General features: G+C 47.2%; 13 protein-coding genes. 8 read left to right on the top strand and 5 right to left on the bottom strand.

Features of this window, described 5'->3' with window-relative positions:
• Positions 1 to 148 precede the first annotated feature (148 nt).
• The 6 genes from aroC (at position 149) to EHS89_RS16415 (ending at position 5,311) form a co-directional block, all read left to right on the top strand.
• Entirely contained in the window at positions 149 to 1,237 is a 1,089-nt protein-coding gene (gene aroC / locus EHS89_RS16440; RefSeq protein ID WP_124927259.1) for a chorismate synthase, read from the top strand.
• A gap of 105 nt (positions 1,238 to 1,342) precedes the next feature.
• Positions 1,343 to 2,194, top strand: a complete 852-nt coding sequence (speE, locus tag EHS89_RS16435; protein WP_124927258.1) for a polyamine aminopropyltransferase — start codon at positions 1,343 to 1,345, stop codon at positions 2,192 to 2,194.
• A gap of 108 nt (positions 2,195 to 2,302) precedes the next feature.
• Positions 2,303 to 3,460: an MFS transporter gene (locus EHS89_RS16430; protein WP_124927257.1), complete on the top strand. Its 1,158-nt coding sequence runs from the start codon at positions 2,303 to 2,305 to the stop codon at positions 3,458 to 3,460.
• Between the two features lie 169 nt (positions 3,461 to 3,629).
• Entirely contained in the window at positions 3,630 to 3,887 is a 258-nt protein-coding gene (locus EHS89_RS16425) for a DUF6489 family protein (protein ID WP_124927256.1), read from the top strand.
• Between the two features lie 125 nt (positions 3,888 to 4,012).
• Positions 4,013 to 4,501: a polyhydroxyalkanoate synthesis repressor PhaR gene (gene phaR, locus EHS89_RS16420; protein WP_124927255.1), complete on the top strand. Its 489-nt coding sequence runs from the start codon at positions 4,013 to 4,015 to the stop codon at positions 4,499 to 4,501.
• A gap of 225 nt (positions 4,502 to 4,726) precedes the next feature.
• A complete protein-coding gene (locus EHS89_RS16415; protein ID WP_124927254.1) occupies positions 4,727 to 5,311 on the top strand; it encodes a carboxymuconolactone decarboxylase family protein in 585 nt (194 codons plus the stop codon).
• A gap of 143 nt (positions 5,312 to 5,454) precedes the next feature.
• On the opposite strand, the gene EHS89_RS16410 is transcribed toward EHS89_RS16415, so the two are convergent.
• The 5 genes from EHS89_RS16410 to EHS89_RS16390 all read right to left on the bottom strand — a co-directional run bounded on the left by EHS89_RS16410 (position 5,455) and on the right by EHS89_RS16390 (position 10,971).
• Positions 5,455 to 6,282 (bottom strand): fatty acid desaturase, encoded by an 828-nt coding sequence (locus EHS89_RS16410; protein ID WP_124927253.1) that lies wholly within the window; start codon positions 6,280 to 6,282, stop codon positions 5,455 to 5,457.
• Positions 6,283 to 6,634: 352 nt separating this feature from the next.
• Positions 6,635 to 7,450 carry an adenosylmethionine decarboxylase gene (gene speD, locus EHS89_RS16405; protein WP_124927252.1) on the bottom strand — a complete coding sequence of 272 codons (816 nt, stop codon included), beginning with the start codon at positions 7,448 to 7,450 and terminating at the stop codon, positions 6,635 to 6,637.
• A gap of 478 nt (positions 7,451 to 7,928) precedes the next feature.
• Entirely contained in the window at positions 7,929 to 9,005 is a 1,077-nt protein-coding gene (phaC, locus tag EHS89_RS16400) for a class III poly(R)-hydroxyalkanoic acid synthase subunit PhaC (RefSeq protein WP_124927251.1), read from the bottom strand.
• A 4-nt stretch (positions 9,006 to 9,009) separates the two neighbouring features.
• Positions 9,010 to 9,945, bottom strand: a complete 936-nt coding sequence (locus EHS89_RS16395) for a poly(R)-hydroxyalkanoic acid synthase subunit PhaE (protein ID WP_124927250.1) — start codon at positions 9,943 to 9,945, stop codon at positions 9,010 to 9,012.
• A 156-nt stretch (positions 9,946 to 10,101) separates the two neighbouring features.
• Positions 10,102 to 10,971 carry a LysR family transcriptional regulator gene (locus tag EHS89_RS16390; protein WP_124927249.1) on the bottom strand — a complete coding sequence of 290 codons (870 nt, stop codon included), beginning with the start codon at positions 10,969 to 10,971 and terminating at the stop codon, positions 10,102 to 10,104.
• Between the two features lie 183 nt (positions 10,972 to 11,154).
• Here EHS89_RS16390 and leuC point away from each other — a divergent pair, with 183 nt between their 5' ends.
• Positions 11,155 to 12,588, top strand: a complete 1,434-nt coding sequence (leuC, locus tag EHS89_RS16385) for a 3-isopropylmalate dehydratase large subunit (RefSeq protein WP_124927248.1) — start codon at positions 11,155 to 11,157, stop codon at positions 12,586 to 12,588.
• 19 nt (positions 12,589 to 12,607) lie between these two features.
• Positions 12,608 to 13,255, top strand: a complete 648-nt coding sequence (gene leuD / locus EHS89_RS16380; protein ID WP_124927247.1) for a 3-isopropylmalate dehydratase small subunit — start codon at positions 12,608 to 12,610, stop codon at positions 13,253 to 13,255.
• Positions 13,256 to 13,310 lie beyond the last annotated feature (55 nt).

Here is a 13,310-nt window from a genome sequence, read left to right as displayed (position 1 = left end):
TTTGCGGCGAATAGTAAGTTGTTTTTAAAAAGAAAGTAAAAACAGGGCCGAAATCAGAGCTTTCGTAATAGATTAGCGTTAAGCCTGACCGACTCCTGAGGTATAATTCGTTTTAATTAATTGATTGGTATGGAATCGGGAACAGACGATGTCAGGAAATACTTACGGTAAGCTTTTTACAGTCACCACCTTTGGTGAGAGTCATGGTCCGGCACTCGGCTGTATCATCGATGGCTGCCCTCCGGGCATTGAGCTGACTGTTGCTGATCTGCAGCGAGACCTCGATCGCCGTAAACCAGGCACGTCCCGTCATACTACGCAGCGTCGCGAAGCCGATGAAGTGAAGATTCTCTCAGGTGTGTTTGAAGGTAAAACCACAGGAACACCGATCGGTCTGTTGATCGAAAATACCGATCAACGCTCTAAAGACTACTCAAACATTGCTGAAACCTTCCGTCCAGCTCACGCCGATTATGTCTATACCCATAAATATGGTTTTCGTGACTACCGTGGTGGTGGTCGTTCATCGGCCCGCGAAACTGCTATGCGGGTCGCTGCCGGTGCGGTAGCCAAAAAATATCTGGCACAGAAAGGTATCGAAGTCCGTGGCTACCTGTCGCAGCTGGGACCGATCAAAATTGAAACCTTTGACTGGGATCAGGTAGAACAGAACCCGTTTTTCTGTCCCGATGTTAATAAGGTCGTCGAGATGGAAGACTATATGGATGCCCTGCGCAAAGAGGGTAACTCCATCGGCGCTAAAATCAGTGTCAATGCCAGCGGTGTACCTGTGGGTCTGGGTGAGCCTATATTTGATCGTCTGGATGCGGATCTGGCCCATGCGCTGATGAGTATTAATGCGGTTAAAGGGGTTGAGATCGGTGATGGTTTTGCTTGTATCGAGCAAAAAGGCACCGAGCATCGGGATGAGATGACACCTGAAGGTTTTCTGTCAAATCATGCTGGCGGTATTCTTGGCGGTATATCTACCGGTCAGGATGTGACAGCCCATATTGCCCTGAAACCGACATCTAGTCTGCGTTTACCGGGTCGCAGTATTAATGACAAAGGTGAAGCGATAGAAGTGGTCACTCAGGGACGTCACGATCCTTGTGTGGGGATTCGTGCGACACCTATTGCTGAAGCGATGATGGCGATTGTACTGATGGATCACCTGTTGCGTCATCGTGCACAAAATGCCGATGTTGATTGTGCAACTCCTGTACTGCCAGGCTAAAACCGCACAGCAAAGTAAGTTATTTTAGTAAGACCCTTTCCGTAAGGAAGGGGTTTCTGTTTTTAACCCTGGCGAATAATCGCCTGTAGTTGTGGTGTACCTGCTATGACAGTTTATAAAGAAACCCTTTACGATGGCTACGGCCAGGCCTTCGATGTAGAAGAAGTTTTGTTTGAACAGCAAACTGATTCCTGGCATCTGATTATCTTCCGTAATCCGCAGTTTGGTACGGTCATGGCGTTGGACGGTATCATTCAGACCACTGAAAAAGATGAGTTTGTATACCATGAGATGCTCACCCATGTGCCTCTGCTGGCACATGGTAATGCGAAGAAAGTGCTGATCATCGGTGGTGGTGATGGCGGCATGCTGCGCGAAGTACTGAAGCATGATTCGGTTGAATCTGTGACTCAGGTTGAAATTGATCAGGCGGTTATCGATATGTGTATCGAGTATCTGCCAAATCATTCTCAGGGTGCTTACGAAAACCCACGTACGAATATCGTTATCGGTGATGGTATCGATTATGTCTGTCAGACCGATGAAAAATACGATGTGATAATTTCTGATTGCACCGATCCTGTTGGCCCGGGTGAAGTCCTGTTCAGCAGTAAGTTTTATGAAGGTTGTAAGCGCTGCCTGAGCGAGGGTGGTGTTTTTGTTGCACAGAACGGTGTGGTTTATATGCAGCCTGACGAAGTGCTGACTACCCGTCAGCGTCTGAGTCCTTACTTCAAAGACCAGTCCTTTTATACGGCAGCAGTACCGACTTACATCGGTGGCGCTATGACCTTTGCCTGGGGTTGCGATGACGAAGCGATACGTCAGCAATCGGTAGAACTGATTAGTGAACGCTATAAGGCGAGTGATATCAAAACCCGCTACTATAACCCTGCTATTCATACCGGTAGTTTCGCCTTGCCACAGTATGTACTGGAAGTGCTGGGTGATGACTGAAAAGTTGATATCTGAATGATCGATAGGGAGACGTTAGTCTCCCTTTTTTATTTGTGCTAGCGTAGCTTTATTAGACCTGTCTGGCTGCTAAGGACTCTGCAAACAGCGATGAATCTGAATACCTATACCCGGTTGTCCGGTTTCTATTTCTTTTACTTCTCTCTGCTGGGGGCGTTGGTGCCGTACTGGAGTCTGTATCTGAAATCATTTGGCTTCAATGCTGAAACCATCGGTATGCTCATGGCTATTCTGATGGCATCCAGAATTATTGCTCCCAATATCTGGGGCTGGCTGGCGGATCGTACCGGTCAGCGTCTACGTATTGTGCGCTATGGATCATTTATTACCTGTCTGATCTTTATTTTAATATTCTGGCAGGAGGACGCGCTGGGTATTGCGCTGGTAATGGCTGGTTTCAGTTTTTTCTGGAATGCGGTGCTACCGCAGTTTGAAGTGCTGACTCTAAGCCATCTGGGGGCTCGTAGCGAGCTTTATAGTCGGATAAGGCTGTGGGGGTCGATAGGTTTTATCATTGCGGTACTGGCTATTGGTTGGCTGCTGGATCTGGTTGATATCCGCTGGCTACCCTGGATGATGCTGGGGCTGATGGTAATGATCTGGCTGGCGTCACTCTGTGTTACTGGCAAGCCGGTAGATCGTAGTAGTGATGAGAGTGGCTTTATACAGCAATTGTTGCGTCCTCAGGTTATTGCGTTCTTTGTTATATGCTTGCTGATACAGCTGAGTCACGGCCCATACTACACTTTCTATTCCGTATTGATGGATAGTCTGGGCTATAGCCGGGTTGAGATAGGTCTCTTGTGGGCGATCGGGGTGATCGCAGAAGTGATCATTTTTATCTATATGCACCATATTATCGGTCGGTTTGGTTTGCGGCGGGTGATGATTATTAGTTTGCTGCTCTGTGTGCTACGTTGGATGCTAATTGGGCTGGTGCCTGAAAACCAGCCGTTGATGCTGTTTGCTCAAACATTGCACGCGGTGAGCTTTGGCGCGTTACATGCGGTAGGTATCGCATTGGTGCATCATTATTTCAGTCCAGCAAATCATGGTCAGGGGCAGGCGATGTTCAGTAGCTTTGGTTTCGGCTTAGGAGGTGCGTTAGGGGCGTTGGGTAGTGGCTTGTTGTGGGATAGCTTTGGTGCAACCGCAACATTTTTACTGGCAGCAGTCGCAGTGTTTATTGCGGCTTTGTGCGCAACTATATGGATAAAACCAGAAAATTGTGCAGTTTCGAATCGCTGAATTTGTTTTGCACTGCAGTTGGTATAGTATTAGATTAAGTTATTGAATGAGTTTGTGCGGCTTGTTGCAGCACATCTGTGTCCCATAGGGCTCCGTAAGGCAGCCTGATCTTTATCGGTGGGGCGTGACTCAACATAAATACTGGCCTGACCGAAAATATGAGGTGCGTATGAATTTCAAAGTAGATGTTGAAATGACACCCGAAGAACTCCGTAAGGTGTTAGGACTGCCCGATGTTGAGTCCTTTCAGAAAGAGATGATGGATAAGATTCAGGAACGAATGGACGCGGGTGCTGATGGTTATGATCCGTTAACGCTGTTCCAGCCTTATATGGCCAGTGGCCTGGGTTCTATGGAATCTATTCAGAAAATGTTACTGGGTATGATGACCAGTTATACCAGTGGCAGTAAAAGCTCAGAAAAATAGCCCTGATTAAATCAGGTTGTTAATTGCATAGCTAAATTAGCTGGCAAAGAAAAATAAACATATATCCGTAACCTGATTAAAGAAACTTCAGGCCAGGGACGGACGCGGTAAAGAGAGAGATACCTTTGCGAATTTTAAGAAAATATACCAATCGTCGTTTATACGATACCTCTCGTAGCTGCTATATCACGCTGGAAGATGTAAAGCAGTTGGTTCTGAGTCAGGAAAATTTTCAGGTGCAGGACTCTAAGACCGGTGCCGATCTGACCCGTAATATATTGCTACAAATCATTAGTGAGCAAGAAGCGCTTGGACATGGCACCTTACTGACCAATCAGGTATTGCAACAGCTGATCCGCTTCTACGGTGATAGTATGCAGGGCATGATGAGCCAGTATCTGGAGCAAAGTATCGCCACTTTTATCGATCAGCAGGAGCGTATTCGCGAGCAGATGCAGAATATGATCGGGGCCACAAATCCACTGAATATGATGAATAAAATTGCCGATCAGAATATGGCAATGTGGAACATCTTTACGCCACCGGGTAGTGAAAATCCGGCTGAAGCGGCCAATCAGGATGCCGCCAAAGAGAAACCAAAAGAAGATGAATAAGTAGTTGACAGCATCACAAATAAAAACCCGTACTGTTTATTTAATAGTGCGGGTTTTTTTATGTGTACTTGAAACAGTTTTGATCAGAGTGTTTGGCTTCGTGATACATGAATTTATGAATATCCCTATTTTGAGTAATGCTATGTGGCTAGAAAAGGCTATAACTGTAAAACTGATGTGAGCTGGAAATTGAATAGCCATTTGAATAATAAAAAAGGTATGGATATGAGCTTTTACAGTATTGTCGAATATGATCAGGCGAGCCCTGATGTGCAAGAGATATACGATGACGTAAAGAACACGTTGGGGGTCACTGAGCTGCCCAACTGGATCAAATGTATGGGAGAGAATGCTAACTTGCTGCGGGGAAACTGGGAGAAAGTTAAGCATACAGAGATACAAGGTCTGCTGCCTAATGTGATTAAAGAGTTAATTATCTTCTGTATCTCAGTAAAGCGGGGTTCAAAGTACTGTAGTAGCGCCCACGCCCATAGCGCCTTACAACTGGATTCCTCACTAACCTATGAAGATCTGGATGCCATAGCCCATGATGATAACTATGAGATATTGCCTAAGCAGTATCATGTGGCGATAAAAAAAGGCATCAAGTGCGCGCTGGAGCCAACAGAACTGAGTAATGAAGATATCGAAGAGCTCCGCGACCAGGGGTTTACTAATGTTGAAATTCAGGAAATTTTTGCCTTAGCTGATCTGTCGGTGATGTTTAATACCATCACTATGGCAGCGGATCTTGAGGTGGATGATGAATTTAGTGAAACCTTCGAAAGCGTGTGGAAAGAGGCGGGTTAAAGGTTTTCTTAAAAAGCATCGTGCAAGAAAAAGCCCACACTGTTAGGAAGCAGTGCGGGCTTTTTGGTTTCTGACGAACTTAGTTAGTGCATATGTTCGGCTTAGGTGTGGCTTGCATTAAAAAGACAGCAGCCCGGCCATCTTTATCCTCTTAACAAGGTGCGCGTTATGATCGATTTCTGATAAAGGTATTCAGGAATTTTATCAGCGATGCTGGCGTGTAATTCCGGTAGTCTGGACCAGTGGACGCCTTGTTTATGATGATGGGCGGTATGGTAGCCCAGGTTGCCGGTTAAGCGGTTGAACATCGGATTGAGATTATTGTATGAGGCTTCAAACTCGTTTTCTGTATCGAGACCTGAATGATGCTCGTATGTTACATAGGCTGTAAAGAGCAGGCTGGTTATCATCGGTAATACAAACAGCAGCAGAGCAGGGACAGGCTTATACCAGACCAGCAATGCAACAACGAGGAAGGTAATCAGGCTGTAAATTAGAAAGGGTTTTAACTGTTTCGGATGGCGTTTGCCTACCGTATAGCCGCGCGGATAAGCGGTAATGGCAACATCCCAGGTGTATTCAATAACCCCCATCTTAGAGCCATCTTTACGCATCCAGCGGCTTTCGTCTTTTTCCTGATCAAGAAAATTCAGGTGGTGTCCCAGCACATGATGCAGACGCCAAAGATGTGTAGTTACGCCGGTGTGCAGCGCGTAGAAAAATTCCAGACTACGGTTTAGTGCGTTATTACGAAAGGTAAACAGGTGCTGGTGATGATGATTCCAGGCGCAAATAGTGCCTTTAGGAATTATCATCAGCAGATAGTAGGCTGACAATTGCAGTAGATCATCAACGGTAAAGTACAGCACAAAATCGATAACGGTCAGCATTAAAATAATGGCCACCGGCCAGCGATCTTCTTTGTAGCGAAATACACCCAATCCCTTAGGCTTTTGAATATCGGTCTGCATACGGGCCCTTAATGATAATCTGACAAAAATAAATCGGCGCAATAGTATTGCATTGCCAGCTAGTTATCCAGTTTGTGGTTAGTTAGCGACAGCGATATATGACGAAGGTAGCAATTCATTGATCTGAAGTCGGTTGGGCGCTGTTTTTTGGTAGTCAGTACTTTGTTAGTTGGTTTTTTTATTTGGGGCTTTTTTAATGGAAGATAAGTCCGACGCTAAGCTGAACGACAGAGTAGCGGTTATCTGTTTTCTGGCCACGCAAATGATGGGCTAATAAAGAGTGTTGCCGGATAACAAAAAAGCCCGCGCTCTTTTGCAAGAGTGCGGGCTTTTCTGTGATTTGAACAGGTAATTATTTAGTGCTCATGTCCGGCATATTACGACCGTAGAAGATCTCATTCATCTCCTTGTACAGGCGGTCAGTAATCTCTGTTACTTCACGGCCAGTCAGATCGGCGGTAGTGGTGCCGAACAGGTAGGTATCCAGATTGAAGTCGTTAAGCAGCATCTTGGTATGGAAGATGTTTTCCTGATAAACGTTTACATCAACCATCTGATACTGGTCGCGAATATCCTGACTGATAAAGTTCTGGATCGAATTAATATCATGGTCGATATAATGCTTCACTCCATGGACATCACGGGTGAAGCCTCTTACGCGATAATCCATAGTTACAATATCGGATTCCAGTTTATGGATCAGATAGTTCAGAGCCTTCAGTGGCGAGATAATACCGCAGGTTGAGACTTCGATGTCGGCACGGAAGGTGCAAATACCGTGATCAGGGTGTGCTTCAGGATAGGTATGTACACAGATATGGCTCTTATCCAGGTGAGCAACGACCGAGTCCGGTAGCGGGCCGGGCTTTTCGGTGGTATCGACATTGTCTGAATCTTTTACCGGTTCTTCAGCGACCAGAATAGTAACACTGGCCCCTTGTGGTTCGTAATCCTGACGGGCGACGTTAAGGACATTGGCACCGATAATCTCGCAAGCCTCGGTGAGGATCTCGGTCAGACGGTCGGCGTTGTACTGCTCATCAATATATTCGATGTACTCCGCTTTTTGCTCGGCGGTTTTGGCATAACAAACATCGTAGATGCAGAAGCTCAGGCTTTTGGTGAGATTGTTAAAGCCTTGTAGCTTGATTTTTCTGTTAGTAGGCAACTTTGTAACTCCACAAAACAAAGCTGTGTGAAACCTGTTGCGCCTGGCTATAAAGCAGTCAAAAATTACTCATAATGCTCAGTGATAGCTAGCCGTGACAGTATTCCTGGTCAGGGCTATTCAGCTGAGCGGTGCGAATATTTACAACAGTAAACCCGCTTGTCGGTAATGTTTTGCCTTCTATAGCCTGCGCTTGTGATGGTTCACGAAGCTTCTAAACAGCCATTGGAAATAATTGGCCGGATTTTAGATGAGATTGGCGCTGGAAAAAAGTGAAATCTTATATAGTTGTAACTAAAAAGATGCTTAGAGAAGCCTGTTAACCCCTCCTGAAATGAAGTGTTAAAAAAAAGGGGGCGCTAATTCGACTTTCTGCTTGGTCAGGCCCCATATGTATAGCTTGCCTTTTCGCGTTATTACTTTGTTCGCCTGGGTCTATTTACTGGCCATTGTGAAAGGCTGGCACTTATTTTCAGGTTCACTGATCATGCTGCTTCAGCCAGTCACTGATAGCGGGAGCGACCTCTTTCTGTGATTTGCCGGAAACGAACACGCCGATATGTCCGGACGTAACTTCATACTCAGTGTAATCTGAGCTGGCTGTCAGCCCCTTGAGGGCCCGGGAAGCATCGGGTGGAACTAAGTGATCGAAACTGCCAAAGACATTCAGAATGGGTTGCTTAATTTGTTTCAGGTCGACCGTTTTATCGCCGGCACAGATTTGCTGGTGGATAAAACCATTCTGTTTGAAGAACAGTTGCACAAATTGACGAAACATCTCGCCAGCCTGGTCCGGGCTGTCGTAGATCCATTTCTCCATCCGCAGGAAACTCAGTGCCGAAGCCTGATCTTTGAGTTGCTGTGGAATATTGAGATTCTTCTGAATACCCAGGCGCATCGGCATCAGTGAGTTGTACGCGTCGTTAAGCATGGCGCCTGGTATATTGCCGTAGGTTTCTACTGCAAGATCGACGTCGATCTGCTGGGCAAGGTGGCTTAGCATGTTATCAGGGGTTTGGAAGTCCACCGGGGTGACCATAGTGATGAGATTTTTAATCTTATCCGGATTGAGTGCGGTGTAGCATAAGCTCAGCGCGCCTCCCTGGCAGATGCCGAGTAAGTTGATCTGCTGCTTGTCACTGTGTTGGCGAACCTGATCAACACAGTTACTGATGTAGCAGTTGATATAGTCGTCCATATCCAGATAGCGGTCTGCGGCATCCGGGTAGCCCCAGTCAATCAGATAGACGTCGATGCCCAGTTCTAATAATCGTTTTACAAACGAGCGCTCCGGATCCAGGTCGACCATGTAGGGGCGGTTAACCAGTGCATAGCAGATTAATAGCGGGGTTTTGCAGCGTTTCCGGCCTGGGGTTTTCTCTGCATGATAATGGTACAGCTGCAGTTTATCTTCGCTATAGATAATGTCCTTGGCGGTCTGTCCGACCTGAATCTCCCCCAGATCCTGCAAGGTGTTATAGCTTTGCACCAGTTTTTCGTTGAACTGACTAAGCTCTGCGGCGAGGTTTTCCGGGCTGAATTTGATGCTGCTCACAGGCCTACTTCCCTTGTCTGGTGGATTTCTTTTTAGCCGGGGGCGCTAACTGTTGTTGCAGGTCACCCACTAACTGCTTAAGCGCTTCTATTTCCTGCTGCTGTTGGCGTAGTTGTTTGCGCATCCGGTGTTGCTTCTTCAGGGTGCTGTTGAGTTCTTCCCGTGTAACAAAACCAAATTCCTGTAGCTTTTTGTCGCGGCTGTTAAATGCCTGTTTACGAACCTGCATTAAACTATTGCTGATGCGTCCATGGCTGGACTGGTAGCTATCGGTAAAGACGGTCTCTTTATAGGCTGTTTCATAACAGTCGACCCAGAGATTGTGCAGGGCTTTGACGCTCTCTATCCGGGTCTCTTCCTGCGCTAAAATCTGTTTTAACTTTGCACCGGTTTGATTAAATATCTGGTCATAATGCTCCAGATACCCCCCCAGGGCATCCTGGTAATCGAGCATGGCCTGGGAGATGTCGCGCATTTGTGTGGCGTTGTAGGGGCCGGTGGCGATATCAGGTGACTGAGCCAGTTTTTCTAATAACTCCCTGAGCGGGAGTTTTTTAATAGATTCAGCCGTCAGGGGCGTGCTTTTAATCAGTGAGGTGAAAGGCTCTGGCAGGTTCCATTGCTGGCCCAGCATTTCGTTACATTGTTGCTGCATGTAGTGCTGGAATTGCTCGCTTAACTGTTCTGGGTCGAAGGCGGAAGCGTCTGGGTTCAGTAACGTTTCGCTAAAGGTGGTGTAATGATCAGACTGACGTTTAACCAGGTCGAGCAGTCCGGCCTGCTGTTCCGACAGGTCAGGAAAGCTTTGGCTGTCAAAGCTATTAATAAAATTGTGCCACTGTTCATTGCTGCCGGGCGTGCCCCCCTGAGCGATGTCCTGCCACCGCTGTAGCTGTTCCTTCAGCCAGTTATCAGTGTCTGTACCGGAGTAATCGGCCATGCTCTGTTCCTTAACCACCTTATTCGTTAAACCATATTAAAGAACTGTGCCAGCTTTATGAACCCCCTTTTTTAGGTTTAAAGGCATGTCAGGTCCTGACGCTCTAGCGGCTCGATAAAAAGCGGGTTTGTGAACTTATTCCTTAATTTCGGAGAATTACCGGTCCTGACGTTGTAGCAGGTCGATAAAGTAGCGGGCGGCGTTACTCAGGGTTCGCTCTTTATGGACAATGTAGCCTAGGTCCCGGGTCATGGGGGGCGTGTTCGTGTTTAATACCTTAAGTGGCTGAGTCATGGTTTCGGGTAGCAGAGACCAGCCTAAACCTATCTCAACCATCATGCGGATAGTATCCAGATAGTTGGTCGACATGGCGATATCCGGGCTTAGCCCCAACTCGGAGAATTGATGTTGTGCAATCTGGCGGGTGAACGTTGTGCTGCCGGGTAATATTGCCGGATAGCGGGTGAGTTGTTCAAGTGAGACACTGTCGAGTTGAGCCAGGGGATGGTCCGGGGCGATAACGTATCGGAGCTTATCCTGCCAGATAGTCTGTGCCAGAATATTTTCATCAGGGTGGGGCGATAGAGTTATCAGCGCGATCTCCAGATTACCCTTTAATACATTGTCGTAGGCGATCTCTGATTCATCGAAACGCAGGTCCAGAGTCACATTGGGGCAATCATTAGCAAACTGCCGCAAGATGGGTGGTAAGCGGTGCAGGCTGATGTGATGGCTGGCGGCGATCGAAAGAGTACCTGCGACTTCGCCACTCAGGCTTTCTAATGAGCGACGTGCATCGGCCAGTTCCATCAGAATACGGCGCGCACGGGGTAGTAGATTCTGTCCCGCTTCAGTGAGATTGATGCGTCGGCCGATACGATCAAACAGTCGGCTATTGAGTTGTTGCTCCAATAACGAGATACGTTTACTGATGGCGGACTGGGTCAGAAACAGCTGTTCGGCTGCTCTTGAAAAAGAGCCTGCTTCAGCAACGGCAACAAAGGCCTGTAAGGCATTAGTATCCATCTGAGGTCACCTGTTATTGATAAGTTATTCCTGAATAGAATCGTATTAGCTTATCTATTCCTATTTGGAATGCAAAGTATAAAAAATATGAATTTGTTTTCTGACGACGTCTGGCATAGGATGGCGGCATATAAAAAGGCTGTGCCAAAACAGCTGTATAGATACGTAGTGAGGTAAGTTCCCATGGCTGGACAAACGTTATACGACAAACTTTTTGAATCGCACTTAGTGCGAACCAATGAAGACGGTAGTTCCCTGATCTATATCGATCGTCAGGTGCTGCATGAAGTTACCTCACCACAGGCGTTTGAAGGTCTGCGGATAGCCGGTCGTAAGCCGTGGCGTATCGATGCCAATATCGCAACGCCGGATCATAACGTACCTACGACCGAGCGTTCCGGTGGTGTTGACCAGATTGTTGATCCGGTATCTAAAATCCAGGTAAAAACCCTGGACGAAAACTGCGATGAGTTTGGCATTCTGGAATTCAAGATGAATGATCATAACCAGGGCATCGTACACGTGATGGCGCCTGAGCAGGGTGCTGTATTACCCGGCTGCACTGCAGTATGTGGTGATTCTCACACGGCTACACTGGGTGCTTTGGGTGCGCTGGCGCATGGTGTTGGTACTTCGGAGGTTGAGCACGTACTGGCAACTCAGTGCCTGATCACCAAAAAAATGAAGAACATGCTGGTGCGTGTTGATGGTGAGCTGGGTGTGGGTGTTACACCTAAAGATGTCGTATTGCATGTTATCGGTGTGATCGGTACGGCCGGTGGTACGGGTTATGCGATCGAGTTTGGCGGTGAAGTATTCCGTGCGATGTCGATGGAAGGTCGTATGACCGTTTGTAATATGGCGATTGAAGCGGGTGCGCGTGTTGGTCTGGTGTCGGTTGATCAGATCACTATTGATTACTTTGAAGGTCGTCCGTTTGCGCCTAAAGGGGAGCAGTGGGATACGGCTGTTGCCCAGTGGCAGGGTTTGGTATCTGATACTGATGCTGAATTTGATGAAGTGGTTGTGATTCAGGCTGCTGATATTGAACCTCAGGTTACCTGGGGTACTTCGCCAGAGATGGTCGTAGGCGTTTCTTCGCAGGTACCTAATCCGGCCAATGAAACTGATCAGGTGAAGATCGACGGTATTAACCGTGCTCTTCAATATATGGGGCTGAATGCGGATCAGAAAATCACAGATATCAAACTGGACCGGGTATTTATCGGTTCTTGTACCAACTCCCGTATTGAAGATCTTCGCGATGCCGCGAAGATAGTTGAAGGTCGCCAGGTTGCAGACAACATTATTCAGGCGTTGGTGGTACCGGGCTCAGGTCTGGTGAAAACCCAGGCGGAAGAGGAAGGTCTGGATAAGATCTTTACCGCAGCAGGGCTGGAATGGCGTGAGCCGGGTTGCTCTATGTGTTTGGCGATGAACCCGGATAAGCTGGGTAATGGTGAGCATTGTGCTTCAACCTCTAACCGCAACTTCGAAGGTCGTCAGGGTTTTGGTGGTCGTACGCATCTGGTGAGCCCGGCGATGGCAGCTGCAGCAGCGGTGACCGGCCATTTCATCGATGTTCGTGAATTGATTAAGCCTGAGCTGGTTAAATAAGATACCTGAGGAGAGCGACATGAATAAATTTACATTGCATACAGGTATTGCCGCGCCGATGGATCGGGCTAATATCGATACCGATATGATTATCCCTAAGCAGTTCCTGAAGTCGATTAAACGTTCAGGTTTTGGTAAAAACCTGTTTGATGAGCTGCGCTATTTGGATGAAGGTCAACCGGATCAGGATTGTGTCGGTCGTCCATTGAATCAAGAGTTTGTTTTGAATCAGGCCCGTTATCAGGGAGCCAGTGTTTTGCTTGCCCGTGAGAACTTTGGTTGTGGTTCAAGCCGTGAGCATGCGCCATGGGCGCTGGATGATTATGGCTTCCGCTCGGTTATCGCGCCGAGCTTTGCTGAGATCTTCTACAATAACTGCTTCAAGAATGGCTTGTTGCCAATCGTATTAAGTGATGAACAGGTTGAGCAGCTGTTTGCTGAAACTGCAGCAACGGAAGGCTATGAGCTTAGCGTAGATCTGCAGCGTCAGGTTGTTGTGACGCCATCCGGTCAGGAAATTGCGTTTGAAATAGACGATTTCCGTAAGCACTGCCTGTTGAATGGTCTGGATGATATCGGCCTGACTTTGCAACATGCCGATGATATCCGTGCTTATGAAGAAAAACGTCGCCAGAGCTCACCCTGGTTGTTTGACGCTATTAAGTAGTTGCAAATAAGTAATCGCACAAAAAATGAATTTATGAGGGCAGTCTGGCCGGTAA

Origin of the sequence: Amphritea balenae, from assembly GCF_003858655.1 — a bacterium.
Taxonomy (GTDB): Bacteria; Pseudomonadota; Gammaproteobacteria; order Pseudomonadales; family Balneatricaceae; genus Amphritea; species Amphritea balenae.
Note: the sequence above shows the minus strand (reverse complement) of the source record. Positions and strands in the feature narration are given on the sequence as shown.